19 protein-coding genes are annotated in these 19173 nt (G+C 62.7%); 10 read left to right on the top strand and 9 right to left on the bottom strand.

From position 1 onward, the window contains the following. From ACUXVH_RS19005 to metG, 6 genes are all read right to left on the bottom strand, one after another. Entirely contained in the window at positions 1 to 597 is a 597-nt protein-coding gene (locus ACUXVH_RS19005; protein ID WP_041119686.1) for an Rnf-Nqr domain containing protein, read from the bottom strand. Next, positions 590 to 1201: an RnfABCDGE type electron transport complex subunit G gene (locus tag ACUXVH_RS19000; protein ID WP_065365280.1), complete on the bottom strand. Its 612-nt coding sequence runs from the start codon at positions 1199 to 1201 to the stop codon at positions 590 to 592. The genes ACUXVH_RS19005 and ACUXVH_RS19000 overlap by 8 nt, the downstream gene beginning before the upstream one ends. After that, entirely contained in the window at positions 1198 to 2190 is a 993-nt protein-coding gene (locus tag ACUXVH_RS18995; RefSeq protein WP_065365281.1) for an RnfABCDGE type electron transport complex subunit D, read from the bottom strand. Before ACUXVH_RS18995 ends, ACUXVH_RS19000 begins: the two co-directional genes overlap by 4 nt. Next, positions 2177 to 3382, bottom strand: a complete 1206-nt coding sequence (locus ACUXVH_RS18990; RefSeq protein ID WP_065365282.1) for an RnfABCDGE type electron transport complex subunit B — start codon at positions 3380 to 3382, stop codon at positions 2177 to 2179. Before ACUXVH_RS18990 ends, ACUXVH_RS18995 begins: the two co-directional genes overlap by 14 nt. Continuing rightward, the gene (locus ACUXVH_RS18985; RefSeq protein WP_065365516.1) at positions 3379 to 3960 is read right to left on the bottom strand and encodes an Rnf-Nqr domain containing protein; all 582 of its coding nucleotides are present in this window, start codon (positions 3958 to 3960) and stop codon (positions 3379 to 3381) included. The genes ACUXVH_RS18990 and ACUXVH_RS18985 overlap by 4 nt, the downstream gene beginning before the upstream one ends. A 130-nt stretch (positions 3961 to 4090) precedes the next feature. Beyond that, a complete protein-coding gene (gene metG, locus ACUXVH_RS18980; protein WP_015636808.1) occupies positions 4091 to 6136 on the bottom strand; it encodes a methionine--tRNA ligase in 2046 nt (681 codons plus the stop codon). 162 nt (positions 6137 to 6298) lie between these two features. Here metG and apbC point away from each other — a divergent pair, with 162 nt between their 5' ends. After that, a complete protein-coding gene (gene apbC, locus ACUXVH_RS18975; protein WP_011063097.1) occupies positions 6299 to 7393 on the top strand; it encodes an iron-sulfur cluster carrier protein ApbC in 1095 nt (364 codons plus the stop codon). Positions 7394 to 7495: 102 nt separating this feature from the next. Here apbC and ACUXVH_RS18970 read toward each other — a convergent pair whose 3' ends face one another. Beyond that, on the bottom strand, positions 7496 to 8254 hold the full coding sequence (locus ACUXVH_RS18970) for an SDR family oxidoreductase (protein ID WP_011063096.1): 759 nt from the start codon (positions 8252 to 8254) through the stop codon (positions 7496 to 7498). Positions 8255 to 8418: 164 nt separating this feature from the next. On the opposite strand from ACUXVH_RS18970, the gene ACUXVH_RS18965 reads away from it, so the two are divergent. From ACUXVH_RS18965 to groL, 4 genes are all read left to right on the top strand, one after another. Continuing rightward, the gene (locus ACUXVH_RS18965) at positions 8419 to 9150 is read left to right on the top strand and encodes a HugZ family pyridoxamine 5'-phosphate oxidase (protein WP_047337666.1); all 732 of its coding nucleotides are present in this window, start codon (positions 8419 to 8421) and stop codon (positions 9148 to 9150) included. 66 nt (positions 9151 to 9216) lie between these two features. After that, complete coding sequence (locus ACUXVH_RS18960) at positions 9217 to 9693, top strand: FxsA family protein (RefSeq protein ID WP_011063094.1); 477 nt, start codon at positions 9217 to 9219, stop codon at positions 9691 to 9693. Positions 9694 to 9945: 252 nt separating this feature from the next. Next, the gene (locus tag ACUXVH_RS18955) at positions 9946 to 10239 is read left to right on the top strand and encodes a co-chaperone GroES (RefSeq protein WP_011063093.1); all 294 of its coding nucleotides are present in this window, start codon (positions 9946 to 9948) and stop codon (positions 10237 to 10239) included. A gap of 49 nt (positions 10240 to 10288) precedes the next feature. Then, entirely contained in the window at positions 10289 to 11932 is a 1644-nt protein-coding gene (gene groL / locus ACUXVH_RS18950) for a chaperonin GroEL (RefSeq protein WP_011063092.1), read from the top strand. 149 nt (positions 11933 to 12081) lie between these two features. On the opposite strand, the gene ACUXVH_RS18945 is transcribed toward groL, so the two are convergent. Continuing rightward, positions 12082 to 14031: an LTA synthase family protein gene (locus ACUXVH_RS18945; protein ID WP_065365283.1), complete on the bottom strand. Its 1950-nt coding sequence runs from the start codon at positions 14029 to 14031 to the stop codon at positions 12082 to 12084. Between the two features lie 204 nt (positions 14032 to 14235). Here ACUXVH_RS18945 and colR point away from each other — a divergent pair, with 204 nt between their 5' ends. From colR to ACUXVH_RS18920, 5 genes are all read left to right on the top strand, one after another. Continuing rightward, positions 14236 to 14919 carry a two-component system response regulator ColR gene (gene colR / locus ACUXVH_RS18940; RefSeq protein WP_011063090.1) on the top strand — a complete coding sequence of 228 codons (684 nt, stop codon included), beginning with the start codon at positions 14236 to 14238 and terminating at the stop codon, positions 14917 to 14919. Next, entirely contained in the window at positions 14909 to 16189 is a 1281-nt protein-coding gene (locus ACUXVH_RS18935) for a sensor histidine kinase (RefSeq protein ID WP_065365284.1), read from the top strand. Before colR ends, ACUXVH_RS18935 begins: the two co-directional genes overlap by 11 nt. Before the next feature lie 198 nt (positions 16190 to 16387). Further along, positions 16388 to 17068: a class I SAM-dependent methyltransferase gene (locus tag ACUXVH_RS18930; RefSeq protein WP_065365517.1), complete on the top strand. Its 681-nt coding sequence runs from the start codon at positions 16388 to 16390 to the stop codon at positions 17066 to 17068. A gap of 4 nt (positions 17069 to 17072) precedes the next feature. Then, positions 17073 to 17786, top strand: coding sequence for a lipopolysaccharide kinase InaA family protein (locus tag ACUXVH_RS18925; RefSeq protein WP_011063087.1), 714 nt, complete (start codon positions 17073 to 17075; stop codon positions 17784 to 17786). A 2-nt stretch (positions 17787 to 17788) separates the two neighbouring features. Next, a complete protein-coding gene (locus ACUXVH_RS18920) occupies positions 17789 to 18013 on the top strand; it encodes a hypothetical protein (RefSeq protein WP_041119677.1) in 225 nt (74 codons plus the stop codon). Positions 18014 to 18075: 62 nt separating this feature from the next. On the opposite strand, the gene ACUXVH_RS18915 is transcribed toward ACUXVH_RS18920, so the two are convergent. After that, positions 18076 to 19173: a DUF1513 domain-containing protein gene (locus tag ACUXVH_RS18915; protein ID WP_015636803.1), complete on the bottom strand. Its 1098-nt coding sequence runs from the start codon at positions 19171 to 19173 to the stop codon at positions 18076 to 18078.

Below are 19173 nucleotides of genomic sequence, written 5' to 3'. Positions count from 1 at the left end.
TCATTTCCTCGAAGGCGGTCGGTTTAAGGTCCAGGAGCCGGCCCAGGCTCGTTTTGCGGCCAGCAGCGCACCCAGCAGGATAAAACCGCCGGGGGCGAGGGTCAGCAGGCGTAGCCCCCCATGTGGCAGCACGACCCAGCCATTGCCTGCATCCGGCTGGCCGACAAGCCAGCCCAGATGGCTGCCCAGCGTACCAGCGCCCAGCAGCTCGCGCAGGGCACCCAGGCCGATCAGGGCCACACAGAAAGCGCCGGCCAGGCGCAGTCGGTTGCGGTGCTGGAAGAAGCCCGCCTGTTCCAGTACCACGCATTGCAGGGGCAGCAGGCCCAGGTACAGGCTCAATTGCTGGTGCAGCTCATAACTCCAGGCCTGCAGCGCCAGCCACAGGCAACTGCCGAGGCTGGCGCTGAGCAGCAGGCTGGCCAGCCAGTGGTGGCGGGCCTCGATGGGCGGACGCAGCAAGCGCATGCCGGCGCCGTAGAGGCCGATCAGCAATACCCAGGCCAGGGCCAGGCCGATTGCCTTGACCCAGGAGTCCGTAGCCCCGATCAGGGGTGGCAGCATCAGCAGCCCCGGCAATGACAGCGGCTTATTCATGAGGCGTTCCAGGGAGCAGTTGTCCGCGGTGTTCGTCGAAGTAGCGCAAGGCATCATGCAAGGCACTGATCACCGCACGGGAAGTGATGGTGGCGCCGGCAATCTGATCGAACTGCCCGTTGTCCTTTTTCAAGGCCCAGGCGCTGTCGCCCGGATCATTGCGGGATTTTCCTGAAAACCCCTGGAGCCAGGCATTGGGCCAGCTGGCGATACGTGCTCCCAGCCCCGGAGTCTCATCCTGCCGGAGGGTCTTGCTGCCCAACAGGCGCCCCTGGCTGTCGATAGCGATCAGCAACTCGATGGGGCCGGCGTAGCCTGTGACCTGGCTGCGCAGCAGCACGGCGCTGGGCCGGCCATTGCGGGTGGCCAGGTAGCCATCGAGCAGGCGACTGTTGCTCAGTTGCCCATCGGCCAAGGGCAATGGCTGGTCCAGGGGCTGGTTGTCATAGCTGCCGGCGGGCAGCACATCCAACAGCTTGCGTGCCTGCAAGGCCCGTTGTTCGGCTTCTATGCGTGGAGTGGCGGCATATTGCAGCCACAGGGTGGCACCGATGCCCAGGGAGCCGAGCAGCATCAGCAGCAACAGGCTGCGAGCCCCTTTCATGAGGGGCGCTCCCCCGGTTTTTCGGAGCTCAGGCGCTCCAGGGCCGGTACCGCCAGGTTCATCAGCAGCACGGCGAATGCGAGCCCGTCGGGGTAGCCACCCCAGGTGCGGATCAGGTAGGTGAGCAGGCCAACGCCAACGCCAAACAGCAGTCGGGCCTTGGCGGCCTTGGGGCCGGATACCGGCTCGGTGACGATAAAGAACGCGCCGAGCATGCTGGCGCCGCTGAGCAGGTGGAACAGCGGCGAACCGTGGGAGTCGGAGCCGCTGCCGTTCCAGCACAGCAGGCTGATCAGCAGCAGGCTGCCAAGCATGCCCACGGGCGCTTGCCAGCCGATGACCCGCTGTTGCAGCAGAAACAGGCCGCCAGCCAGAAATCCAAGGTTGACCCACTCGGCACCACGGCCGCCGAAGTGACCGAAGGCGGGGTTGCCGGCAAAGAGTTCATCGACGGTCAGGCTCTTGTTGATCCGCAGGCTGTCCAGCGCCGTGGCCTGGGCCCAGGCGTCCGGGGGCGGGTTGCCTCCCAGGCCGAATACCTGCTGCAGCCCGCCGAGCAGGTCCAGGGCATGGGGCGCGGGCCAGTGAGTCATGGATTGCGGGAAGCACAGCAGGGCCAGTGCATAACCCAACATCGCCGGGTTGAAGGGGTTCTGGCCGACACCGCCGTACACCTGCTTGCCCAAGAGCACGGCGCTGGCAGCAGCGCTCAGCGGCAGCCACCAGGGGCAATAGGGTGGCAGGGCCAGGGCCAGCAAGGTGGCACTGACCAGCGCACTGCCATCGCTGAGGGCAGGTTGCAGGGGACGCCGCCGCAGGAACAGCACCAAGGCTTCCATGGCCAGGGCCCCACTGGCTGCCAGCAGTAGATTCAGCAGTGGCCCCCAGGCATACAACCACAGCAGTACCAGCAGCCCCGGCAGCGTGGCCAGCAGCACGCGCTGCATGGCCTGGCGCAGGCGCGGGTCGACTGTTTCAGGGCACGTCATGGGCGTTTACCTGGCGCTCGGCTTCGCTCAGGCGGGCTTGGGCCTGGGCCAGTTGTTCGCTGCTGGTATCGGTCTGGCGTTGCAGTTTGCTCAGTTCGGCTCGGGCGTAGGCCAGTTCGGTCTTCAGTTGTCGCAGTTGTGGGGCGATCGGGCGTTTCTCGATCCGCTCCAGTACTGGTGCCGGTTTGCCACTGGCGTCTTCCGCGGCGTGCAGCGCCTGTTCGGCCGCCGCCAGGGCCGCGGCCAGGGTTTGCAGTTCGGCTTCGGGGGCTGCTGCGGCCTGGGCCTTTTTCAGTTCGGCGCGGCGCATCGCCAACTGGATCTTGGCTCGCTTTAGGTCGGCATCCCGGGCCACCGGCGCGGTCGGTGGAGGCGCCTGGGCTTCCAGTTGGGCCAGTGCCTGCTCCGCTACTTCGAACTGGCGCTGCAGGACGATCAACTGCGATTGCTGCTCGAAGGTCGGCGGATGACCGAAGGCCTTGAGGGATTTGTGCAATTGGGCGCGACTCATGGCCAGCTCGATCTTGGCCTTTTTCAAGGCGGCATCGGCCGCCGCGGCTTTCTGTGCGCGGACCCGCTCGATAGCCGACTGAACCGGATCCTGGCTGGCGTCGCTGGCCTGGGTGGCGCGCTGGGCCCTGGCCTGACGTTCGGCCAGGCGCCGGGCCTCTTCGCGCTGCAAGCGATCATTGCGCTGCTCGAAGCGGCGCCGGGCGTGATCGCGTTTGGCGGTGCGAGCCTGCAACTGCTCGGGGCTGCTGGCCAGGCCGCCGACAATGGGCAGCACTCGGGCCATGGGCAACTGCAGCATGTCGATGCAATCCACCGGGCAGGGCGCCACACAGAGGTCGCAGCCGGTGCATTCGTCGATCAATACGCTGTGCATGAGCTTCGCCGCGCCGACGATGGCGTCCACCGGGCAGGCCTGGATGCACTTGGTGCAGCCGATGCATTCGGCCTCGCGGATATGGGCGATCTGCGCCGGGGCTTCGCCACGGCTGTGGTCCAGTTCCACCACCGGCAACTGGAGCAGTTGTGCCAGGCCGGCGATGGTTTCCTGGCCCCCTGGCGGACACTTGTTGATGGCCTCGCCACTGGCGATGCCCTGGGCGTAGGGTTTGCATCCGGCGTGGCCGCACTTGCCGCATTGGGTCTGGGGCAGAAGGGCGTCGATGCGTTGAATCAGACTCATGTCTTGAGCAGTCCGTTGAAGCCGAAAAACGCCACTGCCAGCAGGCCGGCGCTGATCAGGTCGATCGGCAGGCCTTGCCAGGGCAGGGGAATATCGTTGGTGGAAATACGCTGGCGCAGGTCATTGAACAGGCTCAGTACCAACCAGAAGCCCAGCCCGGCACCCAGGCTCATGGCGCCGAGGGGTGCCAGCCCAAGGTTTTCCCCGCTGGCGATCAACAGCAGGCCGAGCATCCCGGCATTGGCCAGCAACAAGGGCCAGAGGCCATCGAATGGCAAACTGGGCAGGGCCCGGGGCAGCCAGTGTAGCGCCGGCCCGATCAGCAGCACACTCAGGGACAGCCAGGCAAACAGCTGCAATGACTGCAGCCCCGAGGGCACCAGCACACCACGATAGAGAACATGGCCGAGTACGCAACTGACCAGCATCAAGACCGTCGTTGCCAGGCCCAGCGCATGGATCCGAAGCCGAGCGCCATCGGCTGGGGCCTGCAGCAGCGGGTCGACGCCCAGCGGCCACTGCAACACGAAGTTGTTGATCAGGGCAGTGCTGACAAGGGCGAGGAGGAAGTCGGTCATGGTCGGGGCCGGTACGGGCAGGCTGTCCTTCAAGAGTAGGCAAACTCCAGCGTCGGCGCAGGGCCCGCCAGATATGCAAATCCCCCCGCTGCGCCGGGCGCAACGGGGGGATGGGGTCCAGCCTGCAGCCTTACTTGATCCGCTGGCCGGGCTTGGCGCCGCTGTCCGGGCTCAGCAGGTAGATTTCTTCACCGCCAGGGCCGGCAGCCATCACCATGCCTTCGGAGATGCCGAACTTCATTTTCCGTGGCTTGAGGTTGGCGATCATCATGGTCAGGCGGCCATCGAGCTTGGACGGATCAGGGTAGGCGCTCTTGATGCCGGAGAACACGTTGCGCTGTTCGTCGCCGATATCCAGGGTCAGGCGCAGCAGCTTGTCGGCACCTTCCACGGCTTCGGCCTTGACGATCAGGGCGACACGCAGGTCGATGGCGGCAAAGGCATCGAAGTCGATTTCCGCGGACAGCGGGTCCTTCACCAGTTCACCGTTGCCTTTAGGGCCACCGGTGTCGGTCTGGCTGGCGGCCAAGTCTTCCTTGGAGGCATCGGTCATGGCTTGCACTTTTACCGGGTCGATCCGCGTCATCAGCGGCTTGAATTCGTTGAGCTGATGGTTGGCCAGCAGTTGCTGGTGGTCGTTCCAGGTCAGCGGGGCCACGTTGAGGAAGGCCTCGGCATCGGCAGCCAGCAGTGGCAGCACCGGTTTGAGGAAGATCACCAACTGGCGGAACAGGTTGATGCCAGTGGCGCAGATGGCCTGGACTTCATCCTGCTTGCCTTCCTGCTTGTTCAGCGACCATGGAGCCTTGTCGGCGATCCAGGCGTTGGCGCGGTCGGCCAGGCCCATGATCTCGCGCATGGCCCGGGCGAAGTCACGGGCTTCATAGGCGTCGGCGATGCTTGGCGCCGCGGCCAGGAAAGCCTCGGTCAGCTCGGGGGCGGCATTGCTGTCCACCATCACCCCGGCATTGCCCTTGTGGATGAAGCCGGCGCAACGGCTGGCGATGTTCACCACCTTGCCCACCAGGTCGGAGTTGACCTTCTGCACGAAGTCTTCGAGGTTCAGGTCCAGGTCGTCGACACCACGGCCCAGCTTGGACGCGTAGTAGTAGCGCAGGTATTCCGGTGACAGGTGCTCCAGGTAGGTGCGGGCCTTGATGAAGGTGCCACGGGACTTGGACATCTTCTGGCCATTGACCGTCAGGTAGCCGTGGACGTTGATGCCGGTCGGCTTGCGATAGCCGGCGCCTTCGAGCATGGCGGGCCAGAACAGGGCGTGGAAGTTGACGATGTCCTTGCCGATGAAGTGATACAGCTCGGCGGTGGAGTCCTTGCCCCAGAAGGCGTCGAAATCCAGTTCCGGACGACGGCTGCAGAGGTTCTTGAAGCTGGCCATGTAGCCGATCGGCGCGTCCAGCCACACATAGAAGTACTTGCCCGGCTCATCCGGGATCTCGAAGCCGAAGTACGGTGCATCGCGGGAGATGTCCCACTGCTGCAGGCCGGCGTCCAGCCACTCGGCGATCTTGTTGGCCACGGCGTCCTGCAGGGTGCCGCTGCGGGTCCAGCTCTGCAGCATCTGCTGGAAGTCCGGCAGCTTGAAGAAGAAGTGCTGGGAGTCCTTGAGCACCGGAGTGGCGCCGGAGATCGCCGACTTAGGATCCTTCAGGTCGGTCGGGGCATAGGTGGCACCGCATTTTTCGCAGTTGTCGCCGTACTGGTCCTCGGTGCCGCATTTCGGGCAGGTGCCCTTGATGAAGCGGTCGGCCAGGAACATTTTCTTTTCCGGGTCGAAATACTGGGTGATGGAGCGCGTGGCGATGTGCCCGGCGTCCCGCAGCTTGAGGTAGATCTGGCTCGACAGCTCACGGTTTTCTTCAGCGTGAGTGGAGTGGAAGTTGTCGAAATCCACCAGGAACTCGGCAAAGTCGGCGCAGTGTTCAGCCTGCACGTTGGCGATCAACTGCTCCGGGGTGATGCCTTCCTTCTCCGCGCGCAACATGATGGCCGAGCCGTGTGCGTCGTCCGCGCAGACATAGATGCATTGGTTGCCGCGTAGCTTCTGGAAGCGCACCCACATGTCGGTCTGGATGTACTCAAGCATGTGGCCAAGGTGGATGGAACCATTGGCATAGGGCAGGGCGCTGGTGACGAGGATCTTGCGTGGCTCGGACATGGGGCTCGGCTACTTGATGAAACGGAGGTCGGCCACTATAAAGCGCCGGAGCGGAATTTTCACCCTTCCAGGCACATTGTGCGCAGCAAGCTTTCTCGCCACGAAGGAGTCGGCGGCGTAGGATAGCCGGCTGATTTTCCTGTCTTGTTATCGGAGTTGCCCATGAGCGCCGTCAATCGCGCAGCGGTGGAAGCCGTCCTTCGTCAATACACCGACCCTTACCTGAACCAGGACCCGGTCAGCGCCGGCTGCGTGCGGGACATCGAGGTCCAGGGCGACCGGGTTACGGTCCGCATGGAACTGGGTTATGCCGCCGGCCTGTTCAAGAGTGGCTGGGCGCAGATGCTGCAACTGGCCATCGAGGGCCTGGACGGCGTGAGCTCGGCCAAGGTCGAGATCAGCAGCGTCATTGCCGCGCACAAGGCCCAGGCGCAGATCCCGGGCCTGGCCAACGTCAAGAACGTGGTGGCGGTGGCTTCCGGCAAGGGCGGTGTGGGCAAGTCCACCACCGCGGCCAACCTGGCCCTGGCCCTGGCCCGCGAAGGCGCCAAGGTGGGGATTCTCGACGCCGACATCTATGGCCCGAGCCAGGGCATCATGTTCGGCATCGCCGAAGGCACCCGTCCGAAGATCAAGGACCAGAAGTGGTTCGTGCCGATCGAGTCCCACGGCGTGGAGGTCATGTCCATGGCCTTCCTCACCGATGACAACACGCCGATGGTCTGGCGCGGTCCTATGGTCTCCGGGGCCTTGCTGCAACTGGTGACCCAGACCGACTGGGGCAACCTGGACTACCTGGTGATCGACATGCCGCCAGGCACCGGCGACATCCAGCTGACCCTGGCGCAGAAAGTCCCGGTGGCCGGTGCGGTGATCGTCACCACGCCCCAGGACCTGGCTCTGCTGGATGCGCGCAAGGGCGTGGAGATGTTCCGCAAGGTCAATATCCCGGTGCTGGGCGTGGTGGAGAACATGGCGGTGCACATCTGCTCCAACTGCGGCCATGCCGAGCACCTGTTTGGCGAAGGCGGTGGCGAGAAGCTGGCCAGCCAGTACGACGTCGAGCTGCTGGCCTCGCTACCACTGTCGATGCTGATCCGCGAGCAGGCCGACGGCGGCAAGCCGACGGTGATCGCCGAGCCGGAAAGCCAGATCGCCATGGTCTATCAGGAGTTGGCGCGGCATGTGGGCGCGCGCATTGTCTTGCAAGAAGCGGCCGCCCCGGCGATGCCCAACATCACCATCAGCGACGACTGAAGCCCCAGGCGGGTGAGTCATGCTAGGAGCCGGCTTGCCGGCGAAGGCGTCCTCAAGATCGCTTTCGCCGGCAAGCCGGCTCCTCCCGTTGCGACGGCAGGATCAGACCCGCAGGCCGCCGTCCATTTCCAGGATGCGCCCGGTGTAGTAGTCGTTCTCGAAGATATAGGCCGCCGAGTGGGCGATCTCTTCCGGCTTGCCCATGCGCTTGAGGGGAATACCGGCAGTCATCTTTTCCAGGGCCTCGGGCTTCATGCCCAGGGTCATTTCGGTTTCGATAAAGCCCGGGGCGATGCCCGCCACGCGGATACCGTAACGCGCGAGCTCCTTGGCCCAGGTGACCGTGGCTGCCGCGACCCCGGCCTTGGCTGCGGAATAGTTGGTCTGGCCGATATTGCCGGCGCGGGAGATCGAAGAAATGTTGATGATCGCGCCGTTGTTTCCGAGCTCGATCATCTTCGCCGCCACTTCCCGGGTACAGAGGAAGACCCCGGTCAGGTTGACGTCGATCACCGCCTGCCACTGGGCCAGGCTCATCTTGGTCATCTGGCCGTCCTTGACCTTGACCAGCAGGCCGTCGCGCAGGATCCCGGCGTTGTTGATCAGGCCGTGGATGGCGCCAAAGTCCTCGGCCACCTGGGCCACCATGTGGTTCACCTGCTCTTCATCGGCGACGTTGCACAGATAGGCACGGGCTTCGACGCCGTGGGTCTTGCACGCCGCGACAGCCTGGTCGAGCTTTTCCTGGTTCAGATCGACCAACGCCAGCCGCGCGCCCCTGGCTGCGAAATACTCGGCCATGGAGCGGCCCAGACCTTGGCAACCGCCAGTGATAATGATTACTTTGTCAGTGAGTTGCATTCGCATGTCCCGCTAGCTGGTCTTGAGGGGAGTCCTTTTCGGGAACCCTCGCTCGGCTGCCGGACCTGGCCTGGCTGCAGATGAGAATTGCCCTGTTGGCGTAGCTGGAGCAATGCTCCAGGCGCCCGTCCGTTTTCGACGGATTCTACATAAGGAGTCATAAAGTGAGCGTTGAAGCTGCCAAGAATGCACGAGAACTGCTGCTCAAGGAATATCGCGGGGTGCTGTCCACTCACTCCAAGGCCATGCCGGGATTTCCCTTCGGGTCCGTGGTGCCCTATTGCCTGGACGCCGAGGGCCGGCCGCTGATCCTGATCAGCCGTATCGCCCAGCACACCCACAACCTGCAGAAGGATCCCAAGTGCTCGCTGCTGGTGGGTGAGCGCGATGCCGATGACGTGCAGGCAGTCGGTCGCCTGACCTACCTGGCCGAGGCTGAGAAGCTCGAGGACGAGGCCGCCATCGACGCCGCAGCCGAGCGTTACTACCGTTACTTTCCCGAGTCGCAGAACTACCACAAGGCCCATGACTTCGATTTCTGGGTGCTCAAGCCGGTACGCCACCGCTACATCGGCGGCTTCGGGGCGATCCACTGGGTCGACCAACTGACCCTGGCCAACCCCTTCGCCGGAAAGGCCGAGCTGAGCATGGTGGAACACATGAACAGCGACCATGCCAAGGCCATTGCCCACTATGTCCAGTTGACCGGGTTGCCGGACAACGCGCCGGCGCAGATGGCCGGGATCGATACCGAAGGCATGCATCTGCGCATCGGCCAGGCGTTGTATTGGCTGCCCTTCCAGGCGCCTTGCAATACGCCGACACAAGTACGCGAGGCCCTGGTTTTCCTGGCCCGAGCTGATCAATGGCCGAAAAATCCGCCCCTGGGTGCTTGAATTCACGAATTGGCGACGTCATTTACGGTCTACTGGAAGGCATTCTTCCGCAGAGGAAACCATTTGATGCGCCCTTTTCTGTTGCTCTTTTTACTTTTCCCGGTGCTCGAGCTGTTCGTCTTCGTCAAGGTCAGCGCGGCCATCGGGTTTTTCCCGGCGCTGCTGCTGATCATTCTCGGTTCGATGCTCGGTGTGCTGGTGTTGCGCGTGGCCGGTCTGGCCACGGCACTGCGTGCCCGTGAAAGCCTCAATCGCGGTGAGCTGCCGGCCCAGCAAATGCTCGAGGGCCTGATGCTGGCCCTGGGTGGTGGTTTGCTGATCCTGCCGGGTTTCATCAGCGATGTGTTCGGCCTGCTGATGCTGTTGCCGATCAGCCGTCGCCTGCTGGCCAATAAAATGCGCCAGCGTGCCGAGGAGCAGGCCCTGCGCCAGCGCGCCTTTGCCGACGACATGCGTGCCGCCCGTGGCGGCCCTGCGCCCCAGCAGCCGCTGGGCCGCGAGCCCAACGTGATCGAAGGCGAATTCGAGCACCGCGACTCCTGAGTCAGAAGCTCACGTCTCACGGCACCTTCGGGTGCCGTGTTCGTTTTGGCGCCAGCGATGTAAAAAATTTCATCGGCCAGCCCTTGTAATAACCTTATGCGCCCTTATGTAACGGTCACCGCAAGGTTTCTGGTGCTGACACCAGACAGACTTCCGCGGCTCGCTTGTCGAGCCGCACCCGGCAAAGCCGGATTTGCTAACCCGCCGGTATCGACACCGGCCGTTGAAAACCACAATTAGGAGAGATCGACAATGAAGCTTCGTCCTCTGCATGACCGCGTCGTCATCCGTCGCAGCGAAGAAGAATCGAAAACTGCCGGCGGTATCGTTCTGCCTGGTTCGGCTGCTGAAAAACCTAACCGTGGCGAAATCGTCGCTGTAGGTACCGGCCGTGTGCTGGACAACGGTGAAGTACGTGCGCTGGCCGTGAAAGTGGGTGACAAAGTGGTGTTTGGCCCGTACTCCGGCAGCAACACCGTGAAAGTCGATGGCGAAGATCTGCTGGTAATGGCCGAGAACGAGATTCTCGCTGTTATCGAAGGCTGATTTCCCGCGTATTTTCCCGCTACTACACAGTATTTAAGGAATATCGATCATGGCTGCTAAAGAAGTTAAATTCGGCGATTCCGCCCGCAAGAAAATGCTCACTGGTGTCAACGTTCTGGCTGACGCAGTAAAAGCGACCCTGGGCCCGAAAGGCCGTAACGTGATCATCGAGAAGAGCTTCGGCGCTCCGACCATCACCAAGGACGGCGTTTCCGTTGCCAAAGAAATCGAGCTGAAAGATCGCTTCGAAAACATGGGCGCGCAGCTGGTCAAAGACGTTGCCTCCCGTGCCAACGATGACGCTGGCGACGGCACCACCACCGCTACCGTTCTGGCTCAGTCGATCGTCAACGAAGGCCTGAAAGCCGTCGCTGCCGGCATGAACCCGATGGACCTGAAACGCGGTATCGACAAGGCGACCATCGCCATCGTCAAAGAACTGAAGGGTCTGTCCAAGCCATGCGCTGACTCCAAAGCCATCGCTCAGGTCGGCACCATCTCCGCCAACTCCGACAACTCCATCGGCGACATCATTGCCGAAGCCATGGAAAAAGTCGGTAAAGAAGGCGTGATCACCGTTGAAGAAGGCTCGGGCCTGGAAAACGAACTGTCTGTCGTAGAAGGCATGCAATTCGACCGCGGCTACCTGTCCCCTTACTTCATCAACAAGCCGGACACCATGGTCGCCGAACTCGACGGCCCGCTGATCCTGCTGGTGGACAAGAAGATCTCCAACATCCGCGAAATGCTGCCAGTGCTGGAAGCCGTTGCCAAAGCCGGCCGCCCACTGCTGATCGTGGCTGAAGACGTTGAAGGCGAAGCCCTGGCGACTCTGGTTGTGAACAACATGCGTGGCATCGTCAAAGTCGCTGCCGTCAAGGCACCTGGCTTCGGCGACCGTCGCAAGGCCATGCTGCAGGACATCGCCGTTCTGACCGGCGGTACCGTCATCTCCGAAGAGATCGGCCTGAGCCTGGAAAGCACCACCCTGGAGCACCTGGGTAACGCCAAGCGAGTGATCCTGTCCAAAGAAAACACCACCATCATCGACGGTGCTGGCGTTGAAGCGGACATCCAGGCTCGTGTGACTCAGATCCGTCAGCAAGTCGCCGACACTTCGTCCGACTACGACCGTGAAAAACTGCAAGAGCGTCTGGCCAAGCTGTCCGGCGGCGTTGCAGTGATCAAGGTTGGCGCTGGCTCCGAAGTTGAAATGAAAGAGAAGAAGGCCCGCGTTGAAGACGCCCTGCACGCTACCCGTGCAGCCGTTGAAGAAGGCGTGGTACCTGGCGGTGGCGTAGCCCTGATCCGTGCTCTGCAAGGCATCAACGACCTGAAAGGCGACAACGCCGACCAGGACGTGGGTATCGCTGTACTGCGTCGCGCTATCGAAGCTCCACTGCGCCAGATCGTTGCCAACTCCGGTGACGAGCCAAGCGTTGTCGTGGACAAGGTCAAGCAGGGTGCCGGCAACTTCGGCTACAACGCTGCTACCAGCGAATACGGCGACATGATCGAAATGGGCATCCTGGATCCAACCAAGGTAACCCGTTCCGCGCTGCAAGCAGCTTCGTCCATCGGCGGTCTGATCCTGACCACCGAAGCCGCTGTTGCTGAAATCGTGGAAGACAAGCCTGCAGCTGGCGGCATGCCAGACATGGGCGGCATGGGTGGCATGGGCGGCATGATGTAAGCCAGCCTTACCCCTGTACTGAAAAAGCCCCGCCGGTGAAAGCCGGCGGGGCTTTTTTATGCCTGGGATATGGGGACAGCTCCTTCGCGGGCAAGCCCGCTCCTACAGCGATGCAACTGGTGTAGGAGCGGGCTTGCCCGCGAAAGGCCTCAGCGCTGGCTCAGCTCGGCGGCCGAGGCCTTGGGCGCCTTCCAGCCCAGCAATTGCTGCTTGAAGCCATAACTGGCGCTCTGGTAGTAGCTGATGCCGCGCTGGATCAACGGATCGCTGTCCGCTACCCGGGATTCCTGGCTGGCGCCCAGGGCCTGGTCATGCCGGCGCAACCCCTGGCGCGGGCTGAGAATCGCCAGGTCCTGGCCGTCGAACAGGCCCAGGTGCTGATAGTTGCCCACCAGCACCCGGGGAGGCAGGGGGTTGTCCTGCAGCAGGTTGCGTCCGAAGAAGGTCGACTCGTAGTCCAGGTTCAACAGGCCCAGCAGGGTTGGCGCCAGGTCGATCTGGCTGGCCAGCTGTGCATTTTCCCGCGCCGGAATCAACTTGGGCGCATAGATGAACAACGGAATCTGATAGTTGCTGATGGGCAGGTCTTCCTTGCCCGCGCTGCCTGCGGTGTGGTCGGCGACAAACACGAAAATGGTGTTGTCGAACCAGGGCTTCTGGCGGGCTGCCTTGAGGAACTCGCCAATGGCGTAGTCGGTGTATTTGACCGCGCCGTCCCGGCCCTTGCCGGACTTGATGTCGATCCGGCCATCGGGATAGGTGTAGGGGCGATGGTTGGAGGTGGTCATCAGTTGCAACAGGAAGGGCCGCTGCTGTGCGTAGTCGGCGTCCGCCAGCTTCAGGGTCTGGGTGTAAAGGTCTTCGTCGGCCATGCCCCAGGCGTTCTTGAAGTGGATCTCGGATTCCTCGACGCTGCTCTGGTCCACCACGCGGTAGCCGTTGCCGCTGAAGAAGGCGTTCATGTTGTCGAAGTAACCCCGGCCGCCATAGACAAACACACTGTCGTAACCCACGGACCGCAGTTGCTGGCCAAGGCTGGCGAAACCACTTTCACGACCGATGCGCTTGACGATGGAGCGCCCCGGGGTGGGGGGAATCGCCAGGGTGATGGCTTCCAGGCCGCGGTCGGTGCGGGTGCCGGTGGCGTAGAAGTTGTTGAAGTACAGGCTCTGTGCGCGCAACGCATCCAGGTTCGGGGTCAGGTTGCGGTCGTCGCCGTTGCTGCCCATGTATTTGGCGCTGAAGCTCTCTATGGTCACCAGGACGATGTTGGGGGTGCGTGGAGCCCCCGGGTTGTCGATGGCGCGCCGGATATCCAGCGGGTCCTTTCCGATGAAGCGGGCATTGGGTTCATTCAGTTCGGCGCGCATCTGGCGGGCCACCACATCGGCGGGCAGGCTGCGATAGAACTGCTGGTAGTCCAGTTCGTTGTTACGAAAGGCGGCAAAGAACTGATAGGGGCCGTTGCTCGCCAGTTCGTTCTGATAGGCGTTGCCGCCCTGGCTGCGCGGGCTGTCCTGGCTGAGCAGTTGCAGGCTGGCGCCGACCACCAGCAGCAGGCCGAGGGCACTGAGCAGGCGGCCACGCGGAGGCGGCAAGGGCGCATCCAGCGCAGCCTTCAGGGGCTTGCGCAGGGCCAGGCTCAGGGCGATTGCCGCCAGGGCCAGCAGGCTCATGTAAAGGCCGATCGGGTAGGACTCGAGAATGTTGTTGAGGACCTCGTCGGAGTACACCAGGTAATCGACGGCGATGAAGTTGAAGCGCACGCCGAATTCATCCCAGAACAGCCACTCCGCCACGGCCGTGAACAGCATGGCGAACAGGCTCAGGCTGAACAGGCCCTGCAACAGCCAGCGGTGGCCGCGTCGACGCCACAGGGCGGGTGGGCAGAGCACCAGGTACAGGCCCAGGGGCAGGGCGGCATAGGCCAGGAAACCCAGGTCGTAGAGCAGGCCGACGCCAAATAGCGGCAGCCAGCCGCTACCGGCTTCGTCGAGGTGGGTGAGCAGCAAAATGCCGCGGGTCAGCAGGAAAATCGCCAGCCAGGTGCTGGTCAGCAGCAGCACGAAACGCGCCGGAGCTGTCTTGAGAAGATCCATCAGAGGGTGTTCCTTGGGGGCAAATGGCCCGCAGTCTGAGGTTGTCCCTGTAGTCAGCTTGTGAACCGCTGGTGAAAATATTGTTAAGCCCCCAGGCTCGGGAAAACTCTGCCAGGCACCGGCCGACAAGGCTGGCGGCGAGCCGGACTTGGCCTTAAGCTGCGCGAGCCAAGATGGCCGTAACCCTGTACGGAGAGAGTGCCGATGCGAATTCTACTGGTTGAAGACAACCGCGATATTCTCGCCAACCTGGCTGACTACCTGGGGCTCAAGGGCTATACCGTGGATTGCGCCCAGGATGGCCTGTCCGGGTTGCACCTGGCGGCCACTGAGCATTACGACCTGATCGTGCTCGATATCATGCTGCCGGGAATCGATGGCTATACCCTGTGCAAGCGCCTGCGCGAAGACGCCCGGCGTGATACTCCGGTGATCATGCTCACCGCCCGCGACCAGCTCGACGACCGCCTTCAGGGCTTCAAGTCCGGGGCGGATGACTACCTGCTCAAACCCTTCGCTCTCTCGGAACTGGCGGCGCGTATCGAGGCGGTGATGCGCCGTTCCCAGGGTGGTGGCCGTCGGTCGCTGCAGGTTGGCGACCTGAGCTACGACCTCGATACCCTGGAGGTCACCCGCGAAGGCCGCTTGCTCAAGCTCAACCCCGTGGGCCTCAAGCTGCTGGCGGTGCTGATGCAGAAAAGCCCCCATGTACTGCGTCGGGAGATCCTCGAAGAAGCCCTGTGGGGCGACGATTGCCCGGACAGCGACAGCCTGCGCAGCCACGTTCACCAATTGCGCCAGGTGATCGACAAGCCGTTCGCCAAGCCGCTGCTGCACACCGTGCACGGTGTCGGGTACCGCCTGGCCGAGGGCCGAGATGGAGTTTAAGCAGAGCCTTGCCCAGCGCATCATCATCGCCTTTGCGTTGATGAGTGCACTGGTGGCGGGGGCGTTCGCCATGGGCATCGTGGCGACGGTGCACCTGGTGGAGGAGAAGCTCATCTCCGCAGGCCTGGGCGGTGACCTGCAACGCCTGTTGCTGATGGATAACGTCGGCGACTGGAGTCACCGTCCCGAGCCCGACCAGTTGTTCTACTACAGTGGCGGGCGCGGCGACTTCGAGCTGCCCAAGGATTTGCGCCATCTGGATCCGGGTTTCCACGAGGTGTTCCGCGAGGAGTTGTCCTATCACGCCATGGTCGAGGTGGTGGACGGTCGGCGCTATGTGCTGCTGCAGGACCAGAGCGATTTCGAAGAGCGCGAGCGGGTGCTGTTCGCCGTGGTGCTGGTAGGTTTTGTCCTGAGCCTGGCGCTGGCGGTGTTTCTCGGCTGGGTCCTGGCTCGCCGAGTGATGGCGCCGGTGGTCCGCCTGGCCCGCCAGGTGCGTCACCGGGACCAGTTGCTGGGGCTGGCCCCGCCCTTGGCGCCGGATTATGCCGCGGACGAGGTCGGCGAACTGGCCATCGCCTTTGACGCAACCCTGGGGCGCTTGCGCCAGGCCTTGAGCCGCGAGCGGCTGTTCACCAGTGACGTCAGTCATGAGCTGCGCACGCCATTGATGGTGCTGGCCACCTCCTGCGAACTGCTGCTGGAAAATCCTGGCCTGGATCACCGTGGCCGGGCCCAGGTCGAACGCATAGCCCGCGCCTGTGAAGAAATGCGCGAACTGGTTCAGACCTTCCTGATGTTGGCGCGGGCCCAGCGTGAAGACGCCAGCATGTCGCCGCAGTTGACCCTGAGCCAGGCGGCCAGCGACTTGATCGGGATCTGGAGAGAAGCCATCGAGGCCAAGGGAATCGAACTGATCTTCGAGCCGGGAACTCCGGGTGACAGTCGTTACAACGCGACCTTCCTGCATGCGGTGATGGGCAACCTGCTGCGCAATGCCCTGCATTACACCGAGCAGGGGTTCATTCGCCTGACCCTGCTGCCGGAAGGCTTCGTGGTGGAGGACAGCGGCGTGGGCATTCCCGAGGAGAAGCGCGAGGCAATGTTCCAGCCGTTTGTGCGGGGCGATGAAAAGCGTGGGGAAGGCCTGGGGCTGGGGCTGTCCCTGGTGCAGCGGATCTGTGAGAACCAGGGCTGGACTGTCAGCCTCACTACCATGACGCCCAATGGCTGTCGTTTTTTCGTTCAACTGAACTCGGCCAAGGCCTGATTGTTCTTTCCCGGCCCTGTTCTACGGGGCCGGTCACTTGTCGTTTTTTCCTCTTAAGTGGCCCCAGGCCACTGTCCTCAGCCTGTAAAACCCTGAAATATTTCCTCGTTGGACGGTACGAAGTTTTCACAAAGGGATGACCTGTCGCTGACACGTCGCTGCTTAAGGTGGCGCCATCAGTTACAGGAGACTTTGATGATGGCTACGCCGATCAAGCTGGAATTTTCCGACAAATACGATGCCCAACATGCCCAGGAATACCTGCTCAAGCATCAGGATGGCCTGGCGCGGCAGTTGTCTCACAAACGTGACGAACAATTGGCCCGTACTGCGCTGTCTCTGGCGGGAGAACCCGGGCTGGTGCTGGACCTGCCCTGCGGCGCCGGACGTTTCTGGCCTCTGCTGGCAGAAAAAACCAATCGAGTGATCATTGGCGCTGACAATTCAGCAGCTATGCTGAGTACCGCCACGGTGGCCCAGCCGGCCGATGTGGTAAAACGGGTACGGCCCTTGCAGACCTCTGCGTTTGCCATTGATTTGCCGGACAACGCCGTGGACTGCATTTTCTCCATGCGTTTATTGCACCACATAGGCCAGGCGGAGCACCGCATGGCGCTGCTACGGGAGTTTCAGCGGGTCAGCCGTGATAGCGTGATCATCTCGTTGTGGGTCGATGGCAACTTCAAGGCCTGGAAACGCAAGCGCATGGAGCGCAGGCGCCAGGCTGAAGTTGGGCAGGAGGGTTACCAGAATCGTTTCGTGTTACCGGCGGCCACGGTCGAAGAAGAATTCAGGCAAGCCGGCTTTCGTGTCCAGGAACACCTGGACTTCTTTCCGCTCTACGCCATGTGGCGGGTCTACGTATTACGCAAGAGGTAAAAGGATGGCTGTTGAATGTGCTTCGGAACTGGATGCCGCGCCCACAGATTGCTTCGAATACTTCTGGAACAAACAAGGTGAATGGGTCGAGGAACCCAATCAGCGTCGAGGCGGCGAGAGCGGCGTCCAACGCATTCAAAGCAGTAGCGGCGGCCTGCTCTATGCCAAGCGGCAGATCGGGCACATTCATCGCAGTTGGTTGCACCCTTTCGGGCGACCGACGGTCCTGCGTGAGCGCGAAGCTCTGCAAGGCCTGCGCCTGCTGGACGTAGAGGTCCCGGAACTGGTGTTCTGCGGGGCCCGACGTGGCCCGGAGCGACAATGGCAGGCGTTGCTGGTCACCGCAGCGCTGGAGGGCTTCATGGAGGTCGACAACTGGTATGCCGCCGGTGGGCGCGAGCGCCACGGTGAAGCCTTTCATGATCGTTTGTTGCAGGCAGTGGCTGCGACCCTGGCGCGCATGCACAAGGGGCGCTGGCAACATGGTTGCCTGTACGCCAAGCACGTTTTCGTACGGGTGGACGGCGAGGGCGAGCAGGCTCAGGTGCGAGTCGCACTGCTGGATTTCGAGAAATGCCGCCAGCGCTTGAGCAGCCGCCGGGCTGCGGCCCATGACCTCAAGCAACTGCGTCGCCATTCGTCGTGGAATGACGCGGACTGGCAAAAGCTCTACTACTTTTACAAGACGGTGTTTGGCAGCCCCATCAAAGGTTTATAGCGATGAAGCTAGAAATTGCACGAGGTTTGTTCCTGGCAGGAGCCTTGGCAGTCGCTTCTTTGGCCGTAGCTGCCTGGGAGCAGCCGCGCACGCAGGTCCTGAGCGCCCAGGGAGACGCCCATTGCCCGTTGCCGCGGGTGGCCAAAGCCTCTGTGGCGGTCAAGCCCGATCATGACCTGTTGCTGTTCATGTTCGGCATGGCTCAAGGATTGAAACCCCAGAGTTGAAGCTTGTTCAGCCCCTAGAAAAAGGCCTCGCAATGCGAGGCCTTTTGTTTGCCCGGAAATGATCAGATCAGATGCAGGTGGTTGTCCCACAGGCCCGCTGGAAGGTCCAGGGGCTTGGCCACGATCTGCGTCTGGCGGCAGTCGTAGAAACGGCAGCGACCTTGTCCCGAGGTCACCACGAAGCCATCGGCTACCGCTCCGACACCGGCGCAATCGGGCAGCGGGGCGTCGACCCGCACGGCACCGCTGTCCAGGTCCCAGATAAAGAAGCGGTTGCCCCGGGGAGCGGTCAGGGCCACCAGCCGCAGGTCGCTGTGCACTGCCACGCTGGCGGTGTAGTGCCCCATGGCCTGCAATTGTTCCTGGGCTACCGGGAAGGGGGCGAAAGGCTGGCCGGGACGCTTGATCGCCAACAGTTCCGAGGATTCGTGGGCGGCGCCCATGAACTGCTGGCCGGTGACTATGGTGCCGTCGCCGGCAATGCCCATGTGGCGCACGCTGTTCATCTGCTGGGCCAGGGTTTCCTTGCTCAGCAGCGTGCCATCGCGCTGCATCAGGACCAGGCTCGGTTCCATGGCGTCAAGGTTCATCTCCACCCGGCTTTCGGCTTCGGTACGGATACCGCCGTTGGCCACCACCAGGGTTTCCCCGTCGGGCATCCATGACACCTGGTGGGGGCCGATGCCATGGGTGGACAGCTCGCCGCTGTGCACCAGGCGCTCACCCTCGAAGCGGTAGACACCCAGCAGGCCCCGGCCCGGGTCCCGGGTATCGTTCTCGGTGGCGTACAGCCATTCGCCGCTCTTGTGGATCACCGCATGTCCGTAGAAATGCCGGTCCGGTTGCGCGGTCAGGGTCTGCAGGAGCGCGCCGTTGCGCAGGTCGATCAGGTAGCTTTCGGTGCCCGGGCGCCGCGCCACGAACAGGGCGATGGGCAGTTGCGGGTGGTTGATGATGTCATGGCAACGTTGGCCGACCTGGGTGGCAAACACCTGTTTACCGTCCAGTTGATAACCGACGGCGTAATGCTTGCCGTCACCATCGTCCCTGGCCGAAAGCAGCAGGGGCTGTTTGCCCTTTTGCTTGAACAGCGTCCAGCCGCCCAAGGTCACCGCACTGAGCAGCAGGCTGCCCAGCGCCAAAGCCTGACGTCGCAGCAT

The sequence above is a fragment of the Pseudomonas sp. 8(2025) genome, assembly GCF_052665325.1.
This window is presented reverse-complemented; position numbering and strand designations above follow the sequence as displayed.

Coding starts and splice junctions, on each gene's coding strand:
- ACUXVH_RS19005 (WP_041119686.1), bottom strand. CDS start 597: ATGAATAAGCCGCTGTCATTGCCGGGGCTGCTGATGCTGCCACCCCTG.
- ACUXVH_RS19000 (WP_065365280.1), bottom strand. CDS start 1,201: ATGAAAGGGGCTCGCAGCCTGTTGCTGCTGATGCTGCTCGGCTCCCTG.
- ACUXVH_RS18995 (WP_065365281.1), bottom strand. CDS start 2,190: ATGACGTGCCCTGAAACAGTCGACCCGCGCCTGCGCCAGGCCATGCAG.
- ACUXVH_RS18990 (WP_065365282.1), bottom strand. CDS start 3,382: ATGAGTCTGATTCAACGCATCGACGCCCTTCTGCCCCAGACCCAATGC.
- ACUXVH_RS18985 (WP_065365516.1), bottom strand. CDS start 3,960: ATGACCGACTTCCTCCTCGCCCTTGTCAGCACTGCCCTGATCAACAAC.
- metG (WP_015636808.1), bottom strand. CDS start 6,136: ATGTCCGAGCCACGCAAGATCCTCGTCACCAGCGCCCTGCCCTATGCC.
- apbC (WP_011063097.1), top strand. CDS start 6,299: ATGAGCGCCGTCAATCGCGCAGCGGTGGAAGCCGTCCTTCGTCAATAC.
- ACUXVH_RS18970 (WP_011063096.1), bottom strand. CDS start 8,254: ATGCAACTCACTGACAAAGTAATCATTATCACTGGCGGTTGCCAAGGT.
- ACUXVH_RS18960 (WP_011063094.1), top strand. CDS start 9,217: ATGCGCCCTTTTCTGTTGCTCTTTTTACTTTTCCCGGTGCTCGAGCTG.
- ACUXVH_RS18955 (WP_011063093.1), top strand. CDS start 9,946: ATGAAGCTTCGTCCTCTGCATGACCGCGTCGTCATCCGTCGCAGCGAA.
- groL (WP_011063092.1), top strand. CDS start 10,289: ATGGCTGCTAAAGAAGTTAAATTCGGCGATTCCGCCCGCAAGAAAATG.
- ACUXVH_RS18945 (WP_065365283.1), bottom strand. CDS start 14,031: ATGGATCTTCTCAAGACAGCTCCGGCGCGTTTCGTGCTGCTGCTGACC.
- colR (WP_011063090.1), top strand. CDS start 14,236: ATGCGAATTCTACTGGTTGAAGACAACCGCGATATTCTCGCCAACCTG.
- ACUXVH_RS18935 (WP_065365284.1), top strand. CDS start 14,909: ATGGAGTTTAAGCAGAGCCTTGCCCAGCGCATCATCATCGCCTTTGCG.
- ACUXVH_RS18930 (WP_065365517.1), top strand. CDS start 16,388: ATGGCTACGCCGATCAAGCTGGAATTTTCCGACAAATACGATGCCCAA.
- ACUXVH_RS18925 (WP_011063087.1), top strand. CDS start 17,073: ATGGCTGTTGAATGTGCTTCGGAACTGGATGCCGCGCCCACAGATTGC.
- ACUXVH_RS18920 (WP_041119677.1), top strand. CDS start 17,789: ATGAAGCTAGAAATTGCACGAGGTTTGTTCCTGGCAGGAGCCTTGGCA.
- ACUXVH_RS18915 (WP_015636803.1), bottom strand. CDS start 19,173: ATGCTGCGACGTCAGGCTTTGGCGCTGGGCAGCCTGCTGCTCAGTGCG.